The following is a 25,356-nucleotide window of genomic DNA, read 5'->3' as shown; positions in this document are numbered from 1 at the left end:
GAAAGGAATATTATGGCAGACAACGAGATAGAACTCCGCAGCGAGAAAGTAAGGCATATCATTGGCGAGATACCGTCAAGGATTGTCCGTTATGGTATCACGATAATCACCATTGTGATATTGGGACTATTGGTGGGCGCATATTTTATACCTTATCCCGAAACCATCAGTGCAAAGGTGCAGATGACAAATGCCCATCAAGGCACAATAACCGTTCCCTATAAATACGTGAATACGATAGCAAGAGGAATGACAGCGAACATCGAAGTTGAGGGTTACGATGCAGAAACATACGGAGTTGCAAATGGTGTAATAACAGCCACATCGCATACACCCCGACAAACGGCAGAAGGCAGCGTATTCACGGCACAGGTAAGGATAACGGATTGCAGGTATAAAATTATCAGCGGAATGGTGGGCACGGCATCTATACTTATAAGCAATGAAAGCGTGCTCCAGAGGATAGTCAAGCAAATAACAAATAGCATATAATTCCCTTTTTAACCGTAATGAAGCAGTGAAAGAAGAAAGGCAAATGTAGTTACTGCGTAGTACAATTATTTTGAGCAGCCAACTACACGTTAATCCTTTCTCTTTCACCGCTTTAACTCTTATTGTAGTAATGTAGTAAGATATAATCGGTGAAAGAAAAAGGAAATATATTCATTAGTTCTTGGTATTGCCTAACAGGAAGATTGGCGTTACAATGGCAGACTCTGTCTGCAATCTTCTACTGATGTACTTTCTGAATAAATGCGCTTCCATGCTGTCCAATAGAAAGGACAGGGCAATGATTGTTGAGAGCGGATAAAGTGATGCATAACCAACACACTCTCTACCATTGATAACTTCTTCTTGGCCTGCACCCCTTTCATCGGGATGCAAGTTGGAAGATTTTATTATCGCTTGAAGCCTATGATTGAGTTTTCTCCACGTCACACCGAAGAACCTCGCAAGTTCTCCCTCCGTCATGGCAATCTCGCCTTTACCCTTGTGGACAACCTGCATATTACTCCCCCAATCAAAGTAACTGCGATGATTGTACGTGCTATTTTTGCTCTTTGAATTATTGCTTGCTTTCATGCCGTTTCCTCCATTTTACAGGTTGCAAAATCCGAAGGTTCACAAGCCTCTCTCTCCGCAATTTCTTTCTCTTTTGCAGATTGCTTGGCAATGAGCCTGTCCATATCCTCCGAAATCTTCCTGTCCGTCACCTGCGCGTAAATCTGCGTGCTTGATATGGAGGCGTGCCCCATCATCTTGGCAATGCTCTCAATGGGTATTCCTGCACTTAAACTCATTGTACCGAAAGTGTGCCTTGCCATATGATAGGACAACCGTTCTCTGATACCGCAAGCCTTGCCCACAATGCACAGGTTCTTGCCCATTACGCTACGGCTGCAACTACGGGGGAAGACAAGGCTGTCGCCTTTTTCTTTCACCGTCTGCAGTTCTTCGTTTCCCTCCTGTTCTTCCCAACAATGGCGGATAATGGCCTCCGCTATTGGATGCAGCGGCACAACGAACTCCACCTTTGTCTTTTGACGTTCCTTTCGGATATACTTCCTCCCGCCCGCTGCCGTTTGGATATGCCCATATTGCAGAGTTTCCATATCAGCGATTGCCAGTCCCGTAAGACAGGAAAAGACGAACATCAGCCTTGCCAATTCCGCCTCGCTGTCATTCATTTTCATTGTCGCAAGTTTAGCAACTTCACTCTTTTGCAGGAAGCGTATCTTCTTTTCTTCTTTCTCATACTTGGCATGCTCAAAAGGATTGCAGCGAATAATCCTCTTGCTGACCGCACGGAACATCAGCCTGCTCAGCCAGCAGAGATAGTTGTTGATGGTCGTTCCCTTTAATCCGCGCTTTTTGAGAAAGAAGCGATATTCCTCAAACAAGTCCTCCGTAATGGTGGAAATGGATATGTCCTGCAATCCTTTATCTTCCACAAACTCACGGAGGTTCTTGTCAGAATGGGACAGATTCAGATAAGTTCCCTCCGCCCTTGACTTTCCAACGCTTTCCTTGAGTGCTTGCAGCTCCGCCCTGCTCATGGCAAGGAGGGTTGACGGATTCTCTGTTATGCCTTGCAGGTGGTTCTTGATAAGTTCAGCACTTACCACTCCGTCCCTTGTCAGTATATCCTGATAGGTCTTTTCCACAATTTCCCTGAACTCATGGAGTCTTTGATTGGTTTTCCTGTCTGTCGTCAAGCCCTGCTTGGTGTTCCACTCGGAGGGATTGCATTCTTCGCCCGTGGTAATGGTTGTGCTTTTTCCGTCTATGGTGATACGGCATAGAATGGCGGTATTGCCATCTGCCTTAATTTTCTGTCTGTTGATATAGAACATTATCTTGAATGTACTTCTCATTGTCTTGATGCTTTAATGTTTTGATTGATTGGATGAAAAAAAATAAGATGATGAGACTTTATCGTTAGATAGTCAGCTGCATATCACCTGTAAAAGAGAGGAAAAGGTCGAACTCCTCAAAAAGTTTCAGTGGAGTTACTTTGGCATAGCGTTCCGTCATGCTTATGTTGGAATGTCCCAGCATCTTGCTTACCGTTTCAATAGGCACACCCTGTTCAAGCGTGATGAGTGTTGCAAAGGTGTGCCTTGCGGTATGAGTGGTAAATGGAAACGATATGCCTGCACGAAGCCGCAGGGCTTTCAGACAGGTCTGATAGCTCTTGTACTTGATATAGGGAAGCAGTGTTTCCCTTTCATCGCAGTGAAACCTCTCTATCAGCCTAATGGCTTCGGGCAATAACTTGATACGGCAGGGTACGCCTGTCTTGTGGCGGTTGAATTTCAGCCACATTTTGCCTTCATCATCACGGACAAGGTGGGACTTGCTCAGTTCCATCAGGTCGCAATAGGCTGCACCAACATAGCAGGCAAAGAGGAATATGTCCCGTGCCGTTTCCATTTCTTCCTCCAAATCCTCAAAGCAGAGAGCCTTCAGCTTTTCCAACGCTTCCTTGTCGAGTGCCTTGGGGAGTTTCTTGTTGCCCTTTGATATCTTAACCTTGTCAAAAAGGAGCGTGTCTGCCAATCCCTCACGGTATGCCAATCTGCATACCGTCTTCAAATGCGTGGCTACATTATAGAACGTGCTTTCCTGAAAACCACACTCACCTAAGAAATACTGCTGGAACTCATGGATAAAATCCTCTGTAAGTTGCGAGAATGCCAAGTCCGAAACCTTGTACTTCCGTTGAATAAACTTCTGTAAATGTATCCGGGTGGAGTGGTAGCCGTGTATGGCTCCTTCCTTGATGTCTATACCTACATGGTTTTCTTTTTCCTTGATGAGTATGTCCAGCCTTTCGATGAGCATGCACCGTGTCTGCACGCTGCCCTGAAACTGCTCCTTCACATCGGTTGCGTCAAACGGGCATCCTTTGGAGAGCAGGGACTGATAAGCAGACTGAACGGACAGCAACAGGTTTTCCAACCTGCTGTTCACTTCCACCGCCTCACGGCTCTTTCCGTCCATTCGGCTCTCACGGGGATTCCACAAATCGGGATTGCAGGAGAGTTTGCAACTGAACTGGGCAATGGAACGGTCGATGGTTATCCGCCCCATAATCGGGGCTTTGCCCGACTTGTCAAGACCGCTCTTTTTGAGGTAGAGCAACACCTTCATTTTTCCTTGTTTCATACGCTTTAATTTCTGTGGGCAAAGTTACCCGAATTAAAGCGTTCCTCACTTACGCAGAAAACTGCCGACCGAAGCAACAGCCACACGAGCGAAAATAATTCAGTTACCGAATATTACTCCATCGTTACCTATGCTAGAATCGGGTAACGTTCTGGTAACTGAACTTCTGCCTAAATCTGCATATTGCTGCCCTTTTTGAAAGAGGCAGTTTTATGCAAATTGTTCCGTTTCCTGCTTATTATCAGTCAGTTTACACCAACTTCGATTTTACTTCATTTTCTTTGATTAGTTGGACTTCAAAAGGTGATGTTTTGCTCACCAAAAGGTGATGTTTTAGAGGGTAAAAGGTGATGTTTTGCTCACCAACATGACTCCTTATATATAACTAATTGGAAATAAACAAATTACCTTGTTTATTAAACTAAACAGATAACGATTTGGAAACGAGTGAGATAATTGGCTTTGCTATTTTCTGCTTAACAAAGAACGCTTGTTATTCTGTTTGCAAAAGATAATATTTTACTATGACTCTTTTCGATAAAGTTTTTTACCACAATATCTCTTCCTTTTAGCATCAAACTGTTTATTAAATACACTTAATTTAGGGTTATATCCACTTGTTTTTATTCCCATTATATCTAAAATAGAATGAATCATATCATCAGTCATAAAAGGTCTATTTATAGATAGCTGTATCCTTTTTGCAAGCTCTGGACGCTTTGAACGAAATGTTTTAGAGAGATAAATCAGCATAGGTATTTCCACCATTCGAGTATTTATACCTACTTCTGAATGCCCTGCTACCTTATCATTTATATCCATAAGATCCTCACCATGATCTGAAGTATAAATAACTATTGCATCTTTATTTTCAAAACGTTTTATAATGGCATTCATAATGCTATCATTATAACGCACTGCCGTGCTATAACAAGCTCTTAACTCCTTCATTTCTTTATTAGAGCCTTTCACTTGCTTTGTAGAATACTCTTTAAAAGTCTTTGGATAACGTTCGCTATACCGAGTATGTGTACCATATAAATGTAAAACTATAAAGTTTTTCTTGCTTTTATTATGCTTTAAAGTCTTATCTAATAGTGGCAGTAACGATTCATCATAAGGTTCTTTCATATTAAAACCATCTTCTGATCTTAGCCGTGTAAAAGCCTTATTATTACAACGCTCAGCATATATTCTCCCGTGATTACCATAGCTCCCAGAGTACTCTTGATTAGAAAGCCATGTTGTATTATACCCTGCTGCCCTTAAAATACTGAACAGATCGGTATAATTATACCATTGTCCCTTTGCATGTTGACGATAAAAAGTAAAAAGATCTTGTAACACTAATATAGTCATTCCATGAGGGCTGATAACATCATTAAATCTTAACAGCTCTCCTTTCATATATCGCTTGCTCATGTATGGTGTATTGTTAAGATGATAACCATATATTCCCATATAATGACGTGATGTTGATTCGCCTAAGATATAAACAATATATGGGATAGAACTGTTATTACTCAATATCTTAGGCTTAGTATTACCTGCCTTAAGCATTCTCTCAAAATTTCTCATATTAGTAATACCATCACATACGTTAGTTATAGTTCTTACTAATGGGCAACATCTTCTTTCTAAATATCCAATAGTTGTATCACTCTGCCTAAAGAAATCTTTTACAACATTCACAGTAGTGAAAACAATAGCAAAGAAAAGATAAAATGCAAATATAGCCCCTACCTTTGGCTTACAACTTATCTTTTTAAGCATTTTAATAGCTGCATATATTACAAAAGTAATTACTATTAGGGCTACATATAGGTACCAATGTTGCAAATTAGTCTCTACATATTCCCACGTTTCTGAAACATTAGTAGCAAGTAACACCTCTATTATAGCTCTATCGGGCAACCCTTGATAATGATATATAAAGAACAAATCGCCTATAAACACTATCCCTGCGAAGATTATAATTATTTTACGTACAATCCTTCGTATTATTTTGTTTATTGTACATTCTGTAAATAGAGCAATTAAAGTCACTAAACAAGTGGCATAAAGAAACAAATGTACACCTCTTCCAAAAGATGAAGCTACATAAAAAATAGTAAGATTAAAAAGCAGAATTATAGTTATAAAAGCAAAATTATTTACTGCAAATTTAACGAATAGACTTTTAAAGTCCTTTAGTTTTTCCTTTAAAAAAGGTTTCATTAGTTTTATCTTTATATTATTATTAATGTTATATAAAACAGTGATGCTTTATAAATGTTTGCAAAGTTAATATTTTTTAATCTAATTTTTATTATCTACCATCAAAAAATAATCTTATTCAAAAAAAAAGCGCAAGTGTGTTAAAAACAGACTTGCGCTTTTATATTTATATTTCTGTTACTTTTTATCAGTATCTTTTGGTGCTTTACCTATTAAGTCCATAAACTGGTCGAGCTTTGGAGTAATTATTATTTGTGTACGACGATTGCGCTGACGTCCCAGCTCTGTATCATTCCCTACAATAGGGTTATATTCACCACGACCTCCAGCAGTTATTCTGCTTGGATCTACCCCAAAACGGGTCTGTAAATAATTAGCTACAGAAGTAGCACGAAGCGCTGAAAGATCCCAATTGTTACGGATATTAGCCATTATTTTATTAGTAGTATTAATAGGCACATTATCTGTATTTCCCTCTATAAGAACATCATAATTATTATAATCCATAATAATCTTAGCTATCTTACTTAAAGTTTGCTCTGCACGAGAATTGATTTCATACGAACCACTCTTATATAGCATATTGTCGGCCAAAGATATATATACTACACCCTTTAAAACTTGTATATCTACTTCTTTTAGCTCTTCTCTGCTCAATGAGCGCGTAAGATTATTCTGAAGAGCCATATTGAGCGAATCGCTCTTAGTTTTCACCTCGACAAGATGGCGTATATACTGGTTGCTCTCATTAATCTGATCTACCAGCTTAGCTATATTAATATTGTTATAATTAGCACTTGTCAAGCTCTTATCTAAGCTACCTTGTAACGCTGCAGCACTCTCTTTTGCTTGCGCTAACTGATCTTCCAAACTCTTTATACGTGCATTGTTTGCAGCTATGGTTTCCTTTGCACTCTGATAATCGTTTGTCAGCTTATTATTTTCTGTACGGCAATTATCTAAATCTTTCTTACTTGCACAACTTGAAAGAGCTAAAGTAGCAGCTAAAACACTGATAATAAAATAGACTTTCTTCATAATAGTATTGATATTTAATAAAATTCTTCTTTTTTACAAAGTTATTATTATGGTATTAGAAAACAAGAAAAGCATAGATGGTTTAATTATTTTTAACCAATAGCTGTTTTGTTTTATTACATTTTGATATACACATGATATATTAAGTGTAATATATAGTATTATTTCCATTTGAAAATAGTATCTTTGCAACGTATTAATAACACCTAATTTAGATATTAAACAATGATCCATTTCTTTAGAACCCAGCAGAAGAATGTGATTGCAACCGAAGCCAATCACCCTCTATCTGATGCAGAGATTAAAGCACTTTGTTGGTTATATGGCGAAGCTCGTTTCTTAAACGAAAAACACCTAAAAGGTACTTTCGTAGGTCCTCGCAGAGAAATGGTTACTCCATGGAGTACAAATGCCGTTGAGATTACACAAAACATGGGTCTTAGCGGCATTTTTCGTATAGAAGAATATTACCCCGTGAGTAGCCCTGAAGCCGAGTACGACACCATGCTACAACGTATGTATAGTGGCCTTGATCAAGACCTTTTTTCTACTTCGATTACCCCATCACCTATTCGTATCGTAGATGACCTTGAACTATTTAATGAAGAAGAGGGCTTAGCTCTTTCAAAGGAAGAGATAGCTTATCTTAAAAAAATAGAAACAGAAAATGGCAGACCATTAACCGATTCAGAAGTGTTTGGTTTTGCTCAAATAAATAGTGAGCATTGTAGGCATAAGATTTTCGGAGGAGAGTTCATCATAGACGGCAAGGTAAAAGAAAGCAGCTTGTTTAATCTTATTAAGAAAACGACAAAAGAGAATCCTGGAAATATTCTTTCTGCTTATAAAGATAATGTTGCCTTTTCTAAGGGTCCTATCATAGAGCAATTTGCTCCCGCAGACCAGTCTACCTCCGATTACTTTCATATCAAACCCATAGAAAGCGTTATCTCCCTTAAAGCAGAAACTCATAACTTCCCTACTACTGTAGAGCCTTTTAATGGTGCTGCAACTGGTACAGGTGGGGAGATTCGTGACCGTATGGGTGGTGGCGTAGGATCTTGGCCCATTGCAGGTACGGCTGTATATATGACATCTTATCCACGTCTAAAAGAAAAAGGAGAAAAATCGGACACGTTACGTACATGGGAACGCTTGCTTCCCGTACGTCAATGGCTTTATCAAAGTCCTGAGCAAATATTAATAAAAGCATCTAACGGAGCAAGCGATTTTGGAAACAAGTTTGGACAGCCTCTCATTACAGGTTCTCTTCTTACATTTGAACATCAAGAAAATAATGAAAAATATGCTTATGATAAAGTCATTATGCTTGCAGGAGGTGTGGGATATGGCACTAAACGCGATTGTTTAAAGGGCACCCCACAAGCTGGCAATAAGATAGTAGTTGTAGGTGGAGATAACTATCGTATAGGTTTAGGAGGAGGATCAGTTTCCTCTGTTAATACTGGCCGTTACTCTAATGGTATTGAGCTAAATGCCATTCAGAGAGCAAATCCAGAAATGCAAAAGCGAGCTTATAACTTAGTGAGGGCATTAGTGGAAGAAGATCATAATCCTGTTGTTAGTATCCATGATCATGGATCTGCAGGGCATCTTAATTGTTTGAGCGAGCTTGTAGAAGACTGTGGTGGCAAAATAGATATGGGAGAATTGCCTATTGGCGACAAGTCGTTGAGTGCAAAAGAAATTATTGCAAATGAAAGTCAGGAGAGAATGGGGCTGCTCATAGATGAAAGACATCTTGCTCACGTAAAGAAGATTGCTGAGCGTGAACGAGCTCCGATGTATGTAGTGGGTGAAACTACGGGAAATGCTCATTTTAGCTTTGAGCAAACAGATGGTACTAAACCTTTCGACCTTGATGTGGCACAGATGTTTGGACACTCACCTAAAACCATTATGAGAGACGAAACAGTGATACGTACTTATGAAGATACCACCTACGATGTTATTAAGATTAAAGAATATATACATGATATGCTACAACTGGAAGCTGTAGCATGTAAAGATTGGCTTACGAACAAGGTCGATCGCTCGGTAACCGGTAAAGTGGCACGTCAGCAATGTCAGGGTGAGATACAATTACCTTTATCCGATTGTGGTGTAGTATCGTTAGACTACCGTGGTAAGAGTGGTATTGCTACCGCCATAGGTCATGCTCCGCAAGCTGGCTTAGCTAATCCTGAAGCAGGCTCTATACTATCAGTAGCTGAAGCTCTTACTAACATCGTGTGGGCTCCACTTACAGATGGAATGGACTCTTTAAGCCTTTCAGCCAACTGGATGTGGCCTTGCCGCTCACAAAAAGGTGAAGACGCACGTCTATATAACGCTGTAAAGGCTTTATCCGACTTCTGCTGTGCTATTGGTGTCAATGTTCCTACAGGCAAAGACTCGCTTTCTATGACACAACAATATCCTAATGGTGATAAGATAATAGCTCCCGGAACAGTTATTGTTACCAGTGGTGGTGAAGTGTCAGATGTTAAGAAAGTTGTTTCCCCTGTACTCGTTAATAAAAAGAGAACACGCTTACTGCATATAGACTTTAGTTATGACGAGCTTCGTTTAGGTGGTTCAGCATTTGCACAAAGTTTGGGTAAAGTAGGTAGTGATGTGCCTACTGTAAAAGACGCACAATACTTCTGCGATTGTTTTGAAGCTATACAGGAAATGATAAACAACAACTGGATACTTGCAGGGCATGATATTTCTGCAGGTGGGTTAATAACTACTCTGTTGGAAATGGTGTTTGCCAATACTCATGGAGGCTTAAAAATAAATCTTCATGATATTCAGGGAAATGATATTATTAAGAAGCTTTTCGCAGAAAATCCAGGTGTTATTATACAGGTAGATGATTTTTATTATGAAGATGTAAAAAATTATTTAGAGGAAAACAATATAGGTTTTGCTCGCATAGGCTGCCCTGTAGAAGAAGGAAGAGAGCTTAACCTTACAGATGGAGAATTTAATCTAAAGCTAAACATTGATGAGATGCGTGATATATGGTACAAAACATCTTATCTCTTAGATCGTAATCAAAGCCTCAACGGAATGGCTAAAAAGCGTTTTCAAAACTATAAGAAACAACCTTTAGAAATGACATTCAACAGCAATTTTAAAGGAACATTAGCACAATATGGTCTGAACGCTGATCGCTGGAAAGAAAAATCACTCACCTCCCACACTAAGCTACCCACAGCAGCTATAATTCGCGAAAAAGGTACTAACGGCGAGCGCGAAATGGCTTACAGCTTGTACTTAGCAGGTTTTGAGGTAAAAGATGTGATGATGACCGACCTTATCAGTGGGCGCGAAACTTTAGAAGAGGTCCACTTAATTGTTTTCTGTGGAGGCTTCTCTAATTCTGATGTGCTTGGATCGGCAAAAGGATGGGCTGGAGCATTTCTTTTTAACGAGAAAGCCAAGAAAGCCTTAGATGCTTTTTATGCACGAAAAGACACCCTTTCTCTCGGTATATGTAATGGTTGTCAGTTAATGGTAGAACTCAATCTCATTAATCCAGAGCATCAACATCGTACACACTTATGCCACAATACGAGTAAGAAGTTTGAAAGTGGTTTTGTTAGTTTGGTTATTCCTAATAATAATAGTGTCATGCTTGGATCACTAAGTGGTAACAAACTTGGTATTTGGGTAGCTCACGGAGAAGGTAGATTTTATATGCCAGAGCCAGAAGATAAGTATAATATCATAGCTAAATATAACTACGCAGAATACCCTGCTAATCCTAATGGCTCCGATTATAACGTAGCGGGTATATGCTCTACTGACGGAAGACACCTTGCTATGATGCCCCACTTGGAACGCGCTATCTTCCCTTGGCAGCAAGCTTGGTATCCTCTTAACCGTAGAAACGATGAAGTTACACCTTGGATAGAGGCCTTTGTAAATGCACGCCGTTGGATAGAAAAACATCTATAAAATATTTTATTTTATACAAAAACGCATTAGGTGGGTATAACTCGCCTAATGCGTTTTTCTTCTTTTTTATATAAAGAGCTTATTTTTGATATCATAAGGCTTAAAATAAAAATATTATACTTTCAAAACACAACTATTTTCTTTGCTATATTATGGGTTTTCAGTACCTTTGCATATATAGAATATAGAAATTTAAAACAAAACATAGAAAGAAATAATTATGGCAAAGAAAGCTTTATTGATGATTTTAGATGGTTGGGGTAACGGTTTACATGGTAAAGGCGATGTTATATATAACACACCAACACCTTTTCTTGATTATTTAAATGCTGTTAGTGCTCATTCTGAGCTACAAGCTTGTGGCGAAAATGTAGGTTTGCCTGATGGACAGATGGGTAACTCAGAAGTAGGGCATCTAAATATTGGTGCAGGTCGTATAGTTTATCAAGATCTTGTAAAGATTAATAAGGCTTGCCAAAGTGGCGAAATATTAAAAAATCAAGAGATAATAAACGCTTATAGCTATGCACAAAAAACAGGGAAAAAGCTACATCTTATGGGGCTTACCTCTACTGGTGGTGTACACTCTTCATTAAATCACTTGTTTAAGTTGATAGAGATAGGTAAGGAATATGATCTGAAAGATGTTTATGTCCATTGTTTTATGGATGGACGTGATACCGATCCTAAAAGTGGTGCAGGTTTCCTAAGAGAAGTACAAAAGGTCTGCGATGCTAATGGAGCACATATAGCTTCTGTTATAGGGCGTTTTTACGCTATGGACAGAGATAAGCGTTGGGCACGAATAAAAGAGGCTTACGACTTATTAGTACATGGTAAAGGCAAACCTGCTGACGATGTAGCAAAGGCTGTAGAAGAAAGCTATGAAGAGGGTGTTACAGATGAGTTTATAAAAGCTATTACTAATAGCAATGTAAACGGTAATATAGAAGAAGGCGATGTAGTTATTTTCTTCAATTATCGTAACGACCGTGCAAAAGAATTGACCCAAGTATTGAGCCAAACAGACATGGCAGATGAAGGTATGAAAACCATTAAAGACTTACAATATTATTGTATGACTCCTTATGATGCAAGTTTTCATAACGTACATATCCTTTATCCTAAGGAAAATGTTATGAAAACCTTAGGCGAATATCTAAGTTCTTTAGGTAAGAAACAACTACATACTGCAGAAACAGAGAAATATGCACACGTAACTTTCTTTTTTAATGGTGGTCGTGAACAGCCTTACGATGGTGAAGATCGTATATTAGTGCCATCTCCAAAGGTAGCTACATATGATTTAAAACCTGAGATGAGTGCATATGAGGTAAAGGACAAACTTATAGGAGCTATCAATACTCAGGAATACGACTTCATTGTGGTAAATTTCGCTAATGGTGATATGGTAGGTCATACTGGCATTTATAATGCCATAGCTAAAGCAGTATATGCGGTAGATAAATGCGTTAAGGAAGTTATAGAAGCAGCTAAAGCTAATGATTATGAAGCTATTATCATAGCCGATCACGGTAATGCTGATAATGCTATCAACGAAGATGGTACACCTAACACTGCTCACTCGCTAAACCCTGTACCTTTTATATATGTTACAGATAACAATTCTGCAAAGGTAAGAAACGGACGTTTAGCTGACGTCGCACCATCTATCCTACATATAATGGGCTTAGAGCAGCCTAAGGAAATGACAGGAGAAAACTTAATAGAAGATTAACTTATATATTCTCTCTATGAGCCTTATAGAGGAAAATGCTTATAAGCTTTTCCTTTATAAGGTTATATCTAAACAAAAATGTAGTGAAACAGGTATCTATTTCACTACATTTTTATTATATAACTATTAAGAAATGAAAAACAACTTTATATATATGTTTTTAGTTTATCTTCATTTCATATCTTTGCTCATTTTCCTTTAGAAGAGCTTTTACTACTTTTGCTTTTTTCTCAAAAAATATCTGATACACTCTTCTAATATTTGTGAGCCTGAAATCTTCATGATAATAAAGTAAAGAAAAGAAGCCATTATAAGACGGACAATCAAAAGAACTATCTTATTATGAATAAAAGTAGTTGCAAAATAAGTAATAAGCATCACTATAAGTGTAATAACAAGATAAGGCAATATATCTTTAAGCACATCTAAAAGGCGTATGCCTATCTCCTTATTAGCAAAATATTGCCATACAAAAAGCCATAGTATTGTAACAAAAGTATATATACTTACCATAATCACAATACCATAATGAAAACATGTTAACACCGTAGATAGCTGAACAATTATCAACGCTACAGTACACCACATATAAATAGCCGACTTACCTCTACTTACTATCAAGTTTTGATACATTATATAAAAAGGAACAAAAGCACCGCTTATACATAGTATACGAAGCAAAGGGATACTATCTACCCACTTTTCTGAAATCAAAAGAACTATAAATTCGTTTGCCACCATAGCCAATCCAAACATTGCAGGGAAAGCTAAAAAAGCTGTAAAACGAAGCATTTTGCGGAAGATCTTTATCTGTCTCTCTCTGTCATTATTTACCTCTACCAAGATAGGCTGTGCTACCATTGCTATTGTGCCTGAAACAAAAGTGCTTGCCATAGTATCCCATTTGAAAGCCTGTGAGAAATTGCCTACAGCCTTAGCTGAATAAAAACGCCCAAAGATAAAAGTAAGTAGATTTTGGCTTAATGAGTTTATAATAGTTGTTAGTAATATCTTATAACTGAAAGAAAACATTCTCTTTATCGGGCTGAAGTCTATTTTAAGAGATGGATGCCATGGTGTAATAAAAAATCTGCCAATACTCATAATAGCGATAAACAAAAATTGTTGCCATGCCAAGCTCCAATAAGCATACCCTTTAAAAGCTAATATTATACCTATAATACCTGAAAAGATTAAGGATAGTATGCGCAAGATTGTTGTTTCCCTTACTATCATATTTTTAAAAAGATAAGCAGTGTGCGCTGTTCCTAATGCAGAAAATATCAACGAAACAAAAAGAAAACGTGAAAGCGAGATAAGCTCTACCTGATGAAAAAAGTTAGCTATCAATGGAGCTGCAAAAAAAAGTATCGTGTAAGAAATACAGCTTATAAAAGTACTAAACCAAAATACTGAATTATAATCGTTATCTGATGGCTTTTCCATGTTAGCTAAAGCAGAAGTAAAACCACTCTCTTGCAGAGCACTTGCAATAGCTGTAAAAACAGCAAGCATACCTACTAAGCCATAGTCGGACGGAGAAAGCAATCGAGCAAGAAAAATGCCAATAACAGCATTAAGAACTTGCATAGAGCCATTATTAAATGCTCCCCAGAGCAATCCTTTTGCAGTCTTTTCTTTTAACGTTTCTTTTTCCATATATAGAGTTGCGGAGAAATAGTTTTATTTACTTTACATAATGATTTTTACAAAAGTACTATAAAACAAAGGACCTACCAAAATAAAACAGTCATAATAACATGCTCTAAAGATATACGATACCTTCTAAAGGTGTTTATATCGTAGTTTGTTAACTTTTGACTAAAATAAGGTAAAAGATTAATACTTTTCCTTTGCTCGTCCATCATTTAATATTATTTTTGCAATAACAAAGGAATAAGTAGTAATGGTAACAACTTTTAATACAGGCGAAACACAAGAAATGTTGCGTAAGGAATATAATCCTGACGGATCTGTTTTGCGACGCGCCCAGCTACGATTGCTTGACATGGCTATATATCTACAGCAAACAGCTAAAGCCATAGGAATACCTTGCAGATTAGATGGTGGCAATGTTTTAGGCGCTTTAAGGCATAAGGGATTTATTCCTTGGGATGATGATATTGATTTTGTAGTGCATCAACGAGACTTTAACCGTCTATGCAATTATCTTAAAGCACACCCACACCCACAATACGTATTGCAAGATAACACCACCGATAGTGGATTTTATAAAGAATGGGCTTGCCTACGCGACTTAAAGAGCGAAAACAGAAGCCACGACAATAGCAACAGCGAAGACAAACGAATGCATGAAGCTCAGCACTACCGCGGTTTACATATAGACATATTCCCCTATGAGGGATATATGATACCTTGGCTGCAACATTTAGCTGCGAAACTATCGGTTAATGTCAATCTAAAATTATCTGGTAAACACCCACACTTAGCACAGTTATGTTACACAATATTGCATAATATAGTGTTCCCATGTTTTCGTGTCTTTGGTAAAATGTTTGGCAATCCTACTAACTATATGCACTCTTATGGTGCATGGTTTTATGAGCAAAACCCAGAGAATATTATGTTTCCACATAAGGATATAACGTTTGAAGGGTACACTTTTGAAGGTCCTGCTAATCCTGAAGAATTGTGCCGCATTGCTTATGGCAAATATATGGAACTTCCTCCAAAAAACAAGCGAGATAGACATAAGATAGATATAGTTTTTATTGATTAAACAAACATTTTTTCGTGTTTACATACTTTTTTTAGTTATGAATATAGCCGTAATATTTGCTGGTGGCTCTGGTCAGCGTATGCACACCAATGGAAGACCAAAACAGTTTTTAGAGCTTAATGGCAAACCTATTATCATTTATACTCTTGAGCTGTTTGATAATCACCCTATGATAGATGCTATTATAGTGTCTTGCATTGAGGAATGGATACCTTTTTTAGAAAAAGTTATTCGTAAATTTGAAATTAACAAAGTCGTTAAGATTGTACCCGGAGGAAAAACGGGGCAAGATTCTATTTATAAAGGATTATGTGCTGCCGAAGAATATGCACAAGGTAGCAATGCCACTGTACTCATACATGATGGTGTCCGACCATTAATAAATAAAGAAACTATAACCGAAAATATAAAGAAAGTGGCAGAATGCGGTAGCTGTATAACCTGTGCACCAGCTACAGAAACATTTATAGTAAGGCAAGAAGATAAAAGCTTGCGCATTCCCTCACGCAAAGACTCGCTTATAGCACGTGCTCCACAAAGCTTTCTTTTAAAAGACATTTTAGAAGTACATCGTAAAGCTTTAAAGATAAACAAGCACGATTTTATCGACTCTTGCACCATGATGAGCCATTATGGCAAAATATTAGGTACTATTATAGGTCCTATGGAGAATATAAAAATAACAACACCTACCGATTTTTTCGTATTTCGTGCAATGATTGCTGTGCGGGAAGATCAACAGATTTTTGGGTTTTAACATGAACAAAACATTACGTCAGGACATACTACATTTTGCTAACTCTTTTCCCTTATCAGAAGCTCTCCGCAAAAAGACCATAGCCATAACAGGAGCTACAGGGCTATTAGGATCATGCATGACTCTGGCTTTATTAGAGCTTAACAAGCTATATAATCTTAACTTGCGCGTTATTGCCATAGTACGCAATACAGAAAAGGCACACAAAATATTTGGAAATGAGAATAACTATTTTGACATTTTCAAACATAACTTTAATAAACATCTTCCTTTTAAAGCACCAGAACATATTGATAGCATAATACATTTTGCTGCTCCTACTGCTTCAAAGACATTTATAGAAGAGCCTATAGAAACAATGAACACAGTATATTTTGGCACTAACAGCTTATTAGAATATGCAAAAAAGTCTGGATTGTCTTCTTTTGTTTTGGCTTCCACTTTAGAGGTTTATGGTACGATATATGACGATTCTACACTATTAACAGAAGATAAACAAGGTTATATCGACCCTATGGCTACACGTAGTAGTTACCCTTTAGCTAAAAGAGCCGCAGAAGCTCTTTGCCATAACTACGCCATAGAGTATGATGTAAATGCTAAGGTAGCTCGATTAGCACAAGTTTTTGGCGCAGGTGTAGCAAAGAATGATAACCGAGTGTTTGCCCAATTTGCTAAAGCTGCCATAAATAATAAGGACATTGTATTAAATACCACAGGAGAACTTTGCCGTAGCTACTGTTACACAATAGATGCAATTACGGCTATTCTTTTTATTATGATAAAGGGTAATAAGGGTGAGGCTTATAATGTTGCCAACGAGAAAAGTTACATATCTATAAAGGATATGGCTAAGATGGTCTTAGAAAATCATCACCCTACTGGCAAATTACTATTTGACATCAAAGAAGGTTTAGGTTATTCACCCACTACTAAGCTACGTTTATCTTCTAAAAAGTTAGCATCTTTAGGTTGGAAACCAGAGTACAACCTTAGTGAAATGTTCGATCGATTAATAGCAAGTTTTAAAGAAACGGTGTAATGGGGATTTTTAGAAATTTATATAATAGTATCTTTCATACTTATACAAGATTAGATTTAAGCAAATGGAATCATAGTCCGCATAATAATAAGCCCATATATGGTGTATACCATATCTTAATGGATAAAGGGTGGGAAAGTCTTGCAGAAGCTCAGCTACATAGCTTAAAGCAAAGCGGTTTATTAAGTGTTACTAAAAAGCTCTATCTCAGCTGTATAAGTGATAACGAAAAAAATATAGAAAAGCTAAAGAAGAAAATAGATAGTAACAATGTCGAGCTGGTAGCTTTTCATAAAGATCCAAAATGCTATGAATATCCTGCCCTCGAATTTATTAGAAAATTGAGTATAAAAGAAGATGCTTTTTTATATTATTTCCATTCTAAAGGCATAAGCTATCAAATGGTTGATAGCAAAGACAAACAGTTTATGTCTTTTCGTAGTAAGATAAATGCATGGCGTGAACTGTTAGAATATTTTGTTTTTTATAAATGGAAAGTAGCTGTAAACGTTCTTTCGGAAGGCTATGATACTTATGGCTGTTATCGTTGGCCTCCTAAAAAACACAAAATGTATAGTGGTAGTTTTTGGTGGGCTCGCACCGACTTTATACGTACCTTACCCTGTTTCGATTCAAATATTATTGCTAATAACCGTTTTTATTCTGAAACATGGCTCTTTGAAAGACCTAACAAGCAGTTTTCTGCTTTCGATTCCATAGTAGATTTTTATTTTGTACATGTTCCACATAGCATTTATATGGAGAAACACCCTCCTTTAAAAGATATTTTTCGCTTTGTAGCTACTTACAATTTTCGTAAGATAGCAAAACATCTTTTTGGATATAACTACAAAAAGGTGAATCAAAAGCGATTTCAAAAATTAAAAAGATAGTATTTTATAAAAACCTTTCTCCTAAAAAAAATAAAGAAAGAAGCATTAGCTTTTAATAAAAAAAGCATAATGTGTGCTATTTTGCATAAGAAATACTATCTTTGCAATAAGTAATAAATATATAAAAGATATTATTATATGATGAAAATTGGCGATAAAGCTCCTGATGTTCTTGGAACTGATGAGAATGGTAAAGAAATTAAGTTGAGCGATTATAAAGGTAAAAAGATAGTACTTTACTTTTACCCTAAGGACTCTACTCCGGGGTGTACCACAGAGGCTTGCAACCTGCGTGATAATTATAGCGAGCTACAAAAACAAGGTTATGTAGTGATAGGTGCAAGCATTCAAGATGAAAAATCTCATAAACGGTTTATAGAAAAGAATAGTCTTCCTTTTCCTCTTATTGTAGACACTGACTTAAAACTTGTAGAAACTTTTGGTGTTTATGGTGAAAAGAAAATGTGTGGTCGTACCTATATGGGTACTTTCCGTACTACTTTTATTATCAATGAAGAGGGTATTATTGAGCATATTTTTAACCCTAAAGAAATAAAAGTTAAAGAGCATGCTTCTCAAATATTAAGCTTATAGGCATAATATATATCCTTTAAAAACACTACACTTTATAGTTAATATCTCCCTTATGCTAAAAACTGCTATCAGATTGCCTGAAAATATAAAAAAAGAGCTATTATTTTTAGCTGAAAAGTATGAAACTATAGAGTTTTTACAAGGCGACCCTTCGTGGTTTATGCATCAAGTAAAAGGTATTGAAAATCAGGAGACAATGGCTTTCATTGCCTCCTGTTTAAGTTATGGTAACCGTAAGGCGTTTATGCCGAAACTACAAAACATATTAGATTTTACACATAACGAGCCATATCAATGGGTTAGAGAAGGGGCTTTCTTGCATGATATACCAAATGACACGAAGAGCTTTTATCGATTATATTCTAATAATATGATGCGCCATTTCTTATTATCATTACAAGAGATGTTTATCAATAAAGGCAGCTTAAAGGAATATATTCGTCAAAACATTAATACTCTACACAAAAGCAAACATATAAAAGCAGAAGCCATATCTGCTATAGAAATACTATGCAGCTATTTCCATGCTCATGGCTTTTCTGGGATTATTCCCAAAAACACCATCTCCTCATGCAAACGTATATGTATGTTTATGCGTTGGATGGTGCGTGATAACTCCCCTGTAGATCTCGGAATATGGAGTGATATGTTTGAAAAAAAGTCGCTTATAATTCCGTTAGACACTCATGTCTTACAACAATCTATTCGCTTAGGTCTAAACAAAAGCAAAACTACTTCTATGAAAACAGCACAGCAAATAACCATACAGCTATGTAAAGTTTTTCCTGACGACCCTCTCAAAGGCGACTTTGCCCTCTTTGGTTATGGAATAAATTCAAAATAAAAGATAACCTGTATTACTACTTATGCGACTTGATAAACTTAAAAATCAGTTAGAGCTCATTCAACTGTTAGTGGATAGAACAGATTTTTCTATAGAAGAGCTATGCGAAAAGTTAGATATTTCCAGACGTAATCTATATTATCTTATCTCCTTCCTTAGACGCTCAGGATTTATTATTTTTAAGAACAAAGGATATTATCATATAGATTATCACTCACCATTTATAGCTAAATTGTTAAACAGCGTGCAGTTCACAGATAATGAGATACATGCCATTTATGATGTTCTTACGTCATCAGGAATTAATAACGAAACCATTAACCACTTACGTTATCGTCTTGATAATGCATACAATTTATCTAATATTAATAATGCTACTCTACGTAAACAAATAGATGATAATCTTAAAGTTATTACACAAGCCATAAGAGAGAAAAAAATGGTAACTATATATGGATACTCCAGCTTAAACAGTAGCTCGGTACGAGATCGTATAGTAGAACCTTTCTTCCTGATGAATAACTCTCAAGACGTAAGATGTTACGAGCTAAGATCTAAGATAAATAAAACCTTTAAAGTGGCAAGAATGAAAAGTGTAGAGCTGCTCGATACTCCATGGTTACGCGAAGATATGCATAAGGAAATGTTCACTGATATTTTTATGTTTAGCAGCGAGAAGCAGCATCTTGTTACACTACGTATGGGCAGAGTTGCATTTAATCTTTTTATAGAAGAATATCCTCAAGGAGGACGATTTATAGAAAAAGAAGATAATGACCACTGGATATTAAATTTAGAAGTGTGCGATTACCGAGGCATAGGAAGATTTGTTTTAGGTTTAAATAAAGATATCGAAATATTAGGAAATGACAAATTTATAGATTACATACATAACGAAATAAGACAGATGCAAAATAACTTCTTAAAGAAAGATATAAACGGTAAGCAAAAAACAAAATAAATATCTATTTTTGCGTGAGATTTATTTTAAGATAATTTTTTTAGGACGCAATAGATAGTTTGAACGAGTTTTCATTTAAACATAATATAAGCCCGCTCTATATATCTGAAACGGCTGAAGAGATGAAAGCCGTACGATATTTAAAGAGAATTTTCAATAGTAGAATATCAAAAGATTAGTCTAACTTTAAAGATAAACTTTTAATAACACCTCTGCATATTCCATATATTGGTAGAAGAGCTCTAATGTTAGTTGCTTAATAATTAACCCACTATAAAACTACTAATAAGCAGGCTATTTACAAAACTTAGTTTTTAACACTATTCCTTAACTATTTCTGTTTCAAACAATTACAACAACTTTATAAGAATCAACTAAATAATTTTATCCACTAATGTTTTGTTTTATCTATATCTTTTACTAAATTTGCAAATATAGAACAATCAAAGCAAATTTTGGCTTATATACTACTAATCATTTTTTTTAGTTATGAAAAAAGAAAAACTTATAAAAGCCAAGTACCTTAAGCCTACGATAGAAATTTATCCACTACTTAAGGAGTGTGTAATCTTGGCTGCAACGGGAAGACCTGTTAGTGAAACGACGACAATAACAGCTCGTGAAAAAGAAGAAGACAATATTGATTTAGGCAGCGGAGGGAGTATTAGCATCACTTCTGAAGATGGCGATGTCAACTTCAACGGTATTACTATTATTAACCCATAAATATGCAAAAATGAAAATGAACTTTTATAAGCATTTTATATTTGCATGTTTCCTTGCTTTTGGGATATGTGCAATGTCTTGTTCTGACGAAATATTTAGTACAGATAATAATAGCAAAGACGGACAGCTACACTTTATAGCAGAAGTAGTACAAAACAATCAGCTAACAAAAGATAGCAGAGCTGCACAGCCAGCTGACGCCTGCATTGAAGCTCGCAACATATCAGAAACCATGTTTCAAGGTAAAAAGATGTGGTTACAGGATAGAACTATTAATGGTATCTTTTCTTCTTCTAAAAATAAAGCTAAAACACGTGGGTACATAATACCTGCAGATATTTCTTATCTTAATGAAAATGACATAAAATTATCATTATGGAGTTATAGGAAGGGAAAAGAGCAAGACAAATATGATGAATGGTTAAATAAAGAGACATTAAATATTAATAATGATGGATTGGGAACCTTTAAAGAAGATCCAAATAATCCACAAAAATATTTATGGTCGTATAATAAGCCATACTGTAAGTTTGTTACTTTATGTACGAATGAAAGTACTTCTGATGAGAATGGTGAAAGTTCCAAAGTAGCATATACTTACGATTATAACAAGGAAGAACAATTACCTCAAATCAAGTTTGAATGTCCTGATGATGTTTCTAAACAATTCGATTTATTGGCAGCAAGTACAGATGTAAACTATAATACTCAAGCAAAAGATGATCCCATAAAGCTTAAATTACTTCATGCGTTAACTGCTGTACAATTCTCTATCAATTTAGGTATATTACCCGATAACATAAGACTAACAACAGTACAACTAAAAAATATAGTTACCAAAGGAATATATACTTTTCCAACAGCAAAAGAACCTTCTGGTTCTTGGAGTTTTTCTAATAAAGATAAAGGCACTTTATCTTTATCAGATCTTTATGAAAGTTTTGATAACGAAGACAATAATACTATAACATTAGGTAAAGATCCACATAAAGAGAAAGGAGACGACTTCGAATATTGGTCCGGAGACGATGGCTATACATTCTTTGTTATTCCACAAGATTATGCAGATATTAAAGTTTGCCTCACACTATATAATGAAGATAAAAACAAAGAACAATATCTTGAGGTTCCCCTTGGTAAAGGGAAATTTGACGCTGGAAAAACAAAAATCTTAAAATTATCAGCTAACAAATCGTTAAATACATTAATAACCAAAGGACCTAAACTCATATTAATTAATACTAAAGAGGCACAATTTACGGTTTTTAGTTATTTACAAAAAGGACCTAATGGGAAATCTGAAAAAGCACCATGGCAATATGTTGGATATTATGAAGATAATGATCCTAATCTACATGAAGGATCTTTCCCTGACTGGCTTAAGTTGGATAAAACATCAGGTGAGGGTGGAAAAAATGATGGTGAGATAAAAATAAAACCTTTAGAACTAACAACTTCATATCCTTGGGATAACAAATTTGATAAAACTGAAAAAGCACCTAAGCCTTATAACCTTGCAAATGCAAATGGTGAAGCAACCATAGAAGAAACTGCTAATTGTTATATTATTTCTTCACCCGGCACCTATTCCATTCCTTTGGTATATGGTAATGCTATTAAGGATGGAGGAACTAATAAGGCTTCCTTTAAGTATAATGGTAAAAAACCTAAAGATGATAAGAAGCTTGATACTTTTATAAACTATGCTGGTAAAGAAATAACTTCTCCCTATATAAATGAAGATAACGCTAACGATAAAGCTATAAAAGCAGAACTTCTTTGGGAGGATAGAGAAAACATGTTAAGCGTTATACCTAACATAGTAAGTGGGACGCAAAAATACGATTACTTAACATTTACTGTTTCTTCAGATCAAATTAAGAGCGGCAATGCTTTAATAGCAGTAAAAAACAAAAATAATACCATTATGTGGTCGTGGCACCTGTGGTTTGTTCCTGCAAAAGAATATGGAAAAACTGTACAATTAACAGATAAGTACGGAACCCAACGTAATGTAGCTAAATTACCATTAGGCTATATACCTTTTTTATATGGACCTAATGAAAAATATCCAAGAAAAGTAAAATTAGTATTCACACAAAAAGATAATAATAAAATACGAAGTAAGTTTACAGTAGAGCAAAAGACTATAACAAAACACTTGTTTTATGCTAATTATTATCAACATGGACGAAAAGATCCTTTTTCAGGTGATGTTGCACATAAGCAAGATGGGAAAATAACCTGTATTGATGGTACACAAACTTTAGCTTATGCTATACAGAATCCAAATCAGCTAATAAATCATAATTATATGACAAATTGGTGTAGTAATACATATTTTAATCTTTGGTCTGCTAACTTTTCTATATTAGACGAAAACCTTAAACTTAGCAATAATGTTAAGACCATTTACGACCCATGTCCTGTAGGATATAAAGTACCTCCTGTAAATACTTTTACAAAAATGGAAGAAGAAGGTACCGGCTACGATAAAGATAAATATGGTTGGACCTTCAAAACCGATAATAACAAAGAATCTTTATTTATATCAATGACGGGGGGCTTAATTTATAAAAATGGAAAATTAGAACCTAATGTATATGTGATAAATGATGAAAATTTTCCATTTCCAGATGCACAAGGATTTTATCAATTAGCCACAAGCAATAGCACTCTTGACAAAGAAAATAATTCAAGATGTCGTCTTTTATTGGATAAGGAATATTATAAGCCTAATGATAAAGATAATAACATGGCTGAAGCTGATACTATACTACCTGTAAAAGATGAATAGATGAAGTTTTATTTATCTTAAAAATATCTTTCTCCCCATCTTTATAAAATGAAGATGGGGAGAATTTTCTTTACAGTGAGGATATTGTTAGCTTTCCACAAAAGTGTTCTGAAAAGCAACTACGTTTACCAACATAAGAAAAAACATATATAAAGAAAAAGACGATACTTCTTATGAAATATCGCCTTTAGTAAATATAATATCCAAGATTTCCCATTAAAGGATAATACTTAGATTGGAAATAATGTTTTAATGAAATGATTATTTATTTAGAAAGCTGTTTTCTTTTATTTTGTTATTGTAGAAGTAGTTACTGATATGTTGTGCTGAAGCGAATCACTATGCAGCGAATCGGCTTTAGCCACTGAAGGCCCCTCTGATGTTTTATTAGAATTAGCTACACTCACTGGCAAAGAAGAGCCGCTTCCTGTAGAAAAAGCACCATTTATAGCATTACCCAAAGTAAGAACTATAGCCAACAATGCTGCTGCCTTAAAAAGAGGCAATAATCTATAACGAAAAGTTATCACCTTAGCCTTTATAGGCTTATCTTCATCAATAATGGACAAAACCTTTTCATCGAACTCATCGTTAAGAACATTATCATCTTTCTCCTGCTTTACAAAGCTAAATAACAATTTATATTGCAACAAATGCTCTGGCACTTTTTCCTGTGAGAAGAATGTACGAAGTATCTCTTCTTCCTCAAGAGAAGTTTCACAACGCCAATAACGTTCTAAAAGTTGTTCTATATATTTATAATCCATAATTGTCTAATTTTAAATATAATTGTTTTACCGTTTGCCTTGCTCGAAAAATACTAACCTTTACCTGCTCTTCAGATATGGCCAATATATCGGCAATCTCTTTATAAGATTTTCCCTCAAACTCACGAAGCTGCATACAGCTACGCTGCTTTTCAGGTAATGAAGCTACAATTTCCCTTACTATTACTATCCCATCTTTTGCTATCATATTATCTTGTGGAGAATTCGCAGAAGAGAGAGAAGCAAAGGAACTCTCATCTAACGAATCGTTTTTATTCTCCTTTTTCTTTATCCTGTCAAGCGATAAATTACGACATATACGAAAGCTATAAGCCTCTATTGAACTAATATCACTCCAAATGGAACGCTTATCCCATACTTTTATCAAAGTATCTTGCACAATATCCTCAGCCTCTTCTTTATTCATTGTTATCCGAAGGGCTAACCGATAAAGCTCATTCTTTAACGGCAAGACATCATTCCGAAAACTGATTTTCTTCATCTTCTATATAAAAGACGATTAGTTACTTTATAAAGTTACAAAACACTATGCAAAAATATTGTTTTTAACTTTTTTTTACTCATAAAACAAAAGTGGTAGCAG

General features: G+C 35.9%; 20 protein-coding genes. 12 read left to right on the top strand and 8 right to left on the bottom strand.

The window, feature by feature from the left end:
* Positions 1-12: 12 nt before the first annotated feature.
* Positions 13-492, top strand: coding sequence for a hypothetical protein (locus HMPREF9018_RS06670; protein ID WP_008449756.1), 480 nt, complete (start codon positions 13-15; stop codon positions 490-492).
* A gap of 174 nt (positions 493-666) precedes the next feature.
* Here HMPREF9018_RS06670 and HMPREF9018_RS06665 read toward each other — a convergent pair whose 3' ends face one another.
* The 5 genes from HMPREF9018_RS06665 to HMPREF9018_RS06645 all read right to left on the bottom strand — a co-directional run bounded on the left by HMPREF9018_RS06665 (position 667) and on the right by HMPREF9018_RS06645 (position 6,924).
* Positions 667-1,083 carry a hypothetical protein gene (locus HMPREF9018_RS06665; protein WP_009012960.1) on the bottom strand — a complete coding sequence of 139 codons (417 nt, stop codon included), beginning with the start codon at positions 1,081-1,083 and terminating at the stop codon, positions 667-669.
* On the bottom strand, positions 1,080-2,375 hold the full coding sequence (locus HMPREF9018_RS06660) for a site-specific integrase (protein WP_008449741.1): 1,296 nt from the start codon (positions 2,373-2,375) through the stop codon (positions 1,080-1,082). Before HMPREF9018_RS06660 ends, HMPREF9018_RS06665 begins: the two co-directional genes overlap by 4 nt.
* Before the next feature lie 64 nt (positions 2,376-2,439).
* On the bottom strand, positions 2,440-3,669 hold the full coding sequence (locus tag HMPREF9018_RS06655) for a site-specific integrase (protein WP_008449768.1): 1,230 nt from the start codon (positions 3,667-3,669) through the stop codon (positions 2,440-2,442).
* Between the two features lie 522 nt (positions 3,670-4,191).
* Positions 4,192-5,886 (bottom strand): phosphoethanolamine transferase, encoded by a 1,695-nt coding sequence (locus HMPREF9018_RS06650; RefSeq protein ID WP_008449600.1) that lies wholly within the window; start codon positions 5,884-5,886, stop codon positions 4,192-4,194.
* A 177-nt stretch (positions 5,887-6,063) separates the two neighbouring features.
* Entirely contained in the window at positions 6,064-6,924 is an 861-nt protein-coding gene (locus tag HMPREF9018_RS06645; protein WP_008449625.1) for an OmpA family protein, read from the bottom strand.
* A 225-nt stretch (positions 6,925-7,149) separates the two neighbouring features.
* On the opposite strand from HMPREF9018_RS06645, the gene purL reads away from it, so the two are divergent.
* Positions 7,150-10,893, top strand: coding sequence for a phosphoribosylformylglycinamidine synthase (purL, locus tag HMPREF9018_RS06640; RefSeq protein WP_008449766.1), 3,744 nt, complete (start codon positions 7,150-7,152; stop codon positions 10,891-10,893).
* Between the two features lie 220 nt (positions 10,894-11,113).
* Positions 11,114-12,631, top strand: coding sequence for a 2,3-bisphosphoglycerate-independent phosphoglycerate mutase (gene gpmI, locus HMPREF9018_RS06630; protein WP_008449644.1), 1,518 nt, complete (start codon positions 11,114-11,116; stop codon positions 12,629-12,631).
* A 213-nt stretch (positions 12,632-12,844) separates the two neighbouring features.
* Here gpmI and HMPREF9018_RS06625 read toward each other — a convergent pair whose 3' ends face one another.
* Entirely contained in the window at positions 12,845-14,290 is a 1,446-nt protein-coding gene (locus tag HMPREF9018_RS06625) for a lipopolysaccharide biosynthesis protein (RefSeq protein ID WP_008449661.1), read from the bottom strand.
* 247 nt (positions 14,291-14,537) lie between these two features.
* On the opposite strand from HMPREF9018_RS06625, the gene HMPREF9018_RS06620 reads away from it, so the two are divergent.
* The 9 genes from HMPREF9018_RS06620 (at position 14,538) to HMPREF9018_RS06580 (ending at position 23,985) form a co-directional block, all read left to right on the top strand.
* On the top strand, positions 14,538-15,371 hold the full coding sequence (locus HMPREF9018_RS06620; RefSeq protein WP_008449772.1) for a LicD family protein: 834 nt from the start codon (positions 14,538-14,540) through the stop codon (positions 15,369-15,371).
* Between the two features lie 37 nt (positions 15,372-15,408).
* Positions 15,409-16,128, top strand: a complete 720-nt coding sequence (locus HMPREF9018_RS06615) for an IspD/TarI family cytidylyltransferase (protein WP_008449747.1) — start codon at positions 15,409-15,411, stop codon at positions 16,126-16,128.
* 1 nt (position 16,129) lies between these two features.
* Positions 16,130-17,170 carry an NAD-dependent epimerase/dehydratase family protein gene (locus HMPREF9018_RS06610; protein ID WP_039864606.1) on the top strand — a complete coding sequence of 347 codons (1,041 nt, stop codon included), beginning with the start codon at positions 16,130-16,132 and terminating at the stop codon, positions 17,168-17,170.
* Positions 17,170-18,063, top strand: a complete 894-nt coding sequence (locus HMPREF9018_RS06605) for a hypothetical protein (RefSeq protein ID WP_008449713.1) — start codon at positions 17,170-17,172, stop codon at positions 18,061-18,063. Before HMPREF9018_RS06610 ends, HMPREF9018_RS06605 begins: the two co-directional genes overlap by 1 nt.
* A gap of 141 nt (positions 18,064-18,204) precedes the next feature.
* Entirely contained in the window at positions 18,205-18,657 is a 453-nt protein-coding gene (gene bcp / locus HMPREF9018_RS06600; protein WP_039864617.1) for a thioredoxin-dependent thiol peroxidase, read from the top strand.
* Positions 18,658-18,709: 52 nt separating this feature from the next.
* Complete coding sequence (locus HMPREF9018_RS06595) at positions 18,710-19,501, top strand: TIGR02757 family protein (protein ID WP_008449646.1); 792 nt, start codon at positions 18,710-18,712, stop codon at positions 19,499-19,501.
* A 22-nt stretch (positions 19,502-19,523) separates the two neighbouring features.
* Positions 19,524-20,462 (top strand): helix-turn-helix transcriptional regulator, encoded by a 939-nt coding sequence (locus HMPREF9018_RS06590; protein WP_008449752.1) that lies wholly within the window; start codon positions 19,524-19,526, stop codon positions 20,460-20,462.
* 489 nt (positions 20,463-20,951) lie between these two features.
* The gene (locus tag HMPREF9018_RS06585) at positions 20,952-21,188 is read left to right on the top strand and encodes a hypothetical protein (RefSeq protein WP_039864605.1); all 237 of its coding nucleotides are present in this window, start codon (positions 20,952-20,954) and stop codon (positions 21,186-21,188) included.
* A 16-nt stretch (positions 21,189-21,204) separates the two neighbouring features.
* On the top strand, positions 21,205-23,985 hold the full coding sequence (locus HMPREF9018_RS06580; protein WP_008449638.1) for a hypothetical protein: 2,781 nt from the start codon (positions 21,205-21,207) through the stop codon (positions 23,983-23,985).
* Positions 23,986-24,272: 287 nt separating this feature from the next.
* Here HMPREF9018_RS06580 and HMPREF9018_RS06575 read toward each other — a convergent pair whose 3' ends face one another.
* Together HMPREF9018_RS06575 and HMPREF9018_RS06570 are read right to left on the bottom strand one after the other, a co-directional pair.
* The gene (locus tag HMPREF9018_RS06575) at positions 24,273-24,752 is read right to left on the bottom strand and encodes a pyruvate ferredoxin oxidoreductase (protein WP_008449609.1); all 480 of its coding nucleotides are present in this window, start codon (positions 24,750-24,752) and stop codon (positions 24,273-24,275) included.
* A complete protein-coding gene (locus HMPREF9018_RS06570; protein WP_008449710.1) occupies positions 24,742-25,254 on the bottom strand; it encodes an RNA polymerase sigma factor in 513 nt (170 codons plus the stop codon). The genes HMPREF9018_RS06575 and HMPREF9018_RS06570 overlap by 11 nt, the downstream gene beginning before the upstream one ends.
* Positions 25,255-25,356: the final 102 nt, after the last annotated feature.

The sequence above is a fragment of the Prevotella amnii CRIS 21A-A genome, assembly GCF_000177355.1.
Lineage (GTDB): Bacteria > Bacteroidota > Bacteroidia > Bacteroidales > Bacteroidaceae > Prevotella > Prevotella amnii.
The sequence above is the reverse complement of the archived record's forward strand: the minus strand, read 5'-3'. Positions and strand labels throughout refer to the sequence as shown.

Bases quoted from the DNA above. Each gene is read 5' to 3' on its own strand.
- HMPREF9018_RS06670 (WP_008449756.1), top strand. From the start codon at position 13: ATGGCAGACAACGAGATAGAACTCCGCAGCGAGAAAGTAAGGCATATC.
- HMPREF9018_RS06665 (WP_009012960.1), bottom strand. From the start codon at position 1,083: ATGAAAGCAAGCAATAATTCAAAGAGCAAAAATAGCACGTACAATCAT.
- HMPREF9018_RS06660 (WP_008449741.1), bottom strand. From the start codon at position 2,375: ATGAGAAGTACATTCAAGATAATGTTCTATATCAACAGACAGAAAATT.
- HMPREF9018_RS06655 (WP_008449768.1), bottom strand. From the start codon at position 3,669: ATGAAACAAGGAAAAATGAAGGTGTTGCTCTACCTCAAAAAGAGCGGT.
- HMPREF9018_RS06650 (WP_008449600.1), bottom strand. From the start codon at position 5,886: ATGAAACCTTTTTTAAAGGAAAAACTAAAGGACTTTAAAAGTCTATTC.
- HMPREF9018_RS06645 (WP_008449625.1), bottom strand. From the start codon at position 6,924: ATGAAGAAAGTCTATTTTATTATCAGTGTTTTAGCTGCTACTTTAGCT.
- purL (WP_008449766.1), top strand. From the start codon at position 7,150: ATGATCCATTTCTTTAGAACCCAGCAGAAGAATGTGATTGCAACCGAA.
- gpmI (WP_008449644.1), top strand. From the start codon at position 11,114: ATGGCAAAGAAAGCTTTATTGATGATTTTAGATGGTTGGGGTAACGGT.
- HMPREF9018_RS06625 (WP_008449661.1), bottom strand. From the start codon at position 14,290: ATGGAAAAAGAAACGTTAAAAGAAAAGACTGCAAAAGGATTGCTCTGG.
- HMPREF9018_RS06620 (WP_008449772.1), top strand. From the start codon at position 14,538: ATGGTAACAACTTTTAATACAGGCGAAACACAAGAAATGTTGCGTAAG.
- HMPREF9018_RS06615 (WP_008449747.1), top strand. From the start codon at position 15,409: ATGAATATAGCCGTAATATTTGCTGGTGGCTCTGGTCAGCGTATGCAC.
- HMPREF9018_RS06610 (WP_039864606.1), top strand. From the start codon at position 16,130: ATGAACAAAACATTACGTCAGGACATACTACATTTTGCTAACTCTTTT.
- HMPREF9018_RS06605 (WP_008449713.1), top strand. From the start codon at position 17,170: ATGGGGATTTTTAGAAATTTATATAATAGTATCTTTCATACTTATACA.
- bcp (WP_039864617.1), top strand. From the start codon at position 18,205: ATGAAAATTGGCGATAAAGCTCCTGATGTTCTTGGAACTGATGAGAAT.
- HMPREF9018_RS06595 (WP_008449646.1), top strand. From the start codon at position 18,710: ATGCTAAAAACTGCTATCAGATTGCCTGAAAATATAAAAAAAGAGCTA.
- HMPREF9018_RS06590 (WP_008449752.1), top strand. From the start codon at position 19,524: ATGCGACTTGATAAACTTAAAAATCAGTTAGAGCTCATTCAACTGTTA.
- HMPREF9018_RS06585 (WP_039864605.1), top strand. From the start codon at position 20,952: ATGAAAAAAGAAAAACTTATAAAAGCCAAGTACCTTAAGCCTACGATA.
- HMPREF9018_RS06580 (WP_008449638.1), top strand. From the start codon at position 21,205: ATGAACTTTTATAAGCATTTTATATTTGCATGTTTCCTTGCTTTTGGG.
- HMPREF9018_RS06575 (WP_008449609.1), bottom strand. From the start codon at position 24,752: ATGGATTATAAATATATAGAACAACTTTTAGAACGTTATTGGCGTTGT.
- HMPREF9018_RS06570 (WP_008449710.1), bottom strand. From the start codon at position 25,254: ATGAAGAAAATCAGTTTTCGGAATGATGTCTTGCCGTTAAAGAATGAG.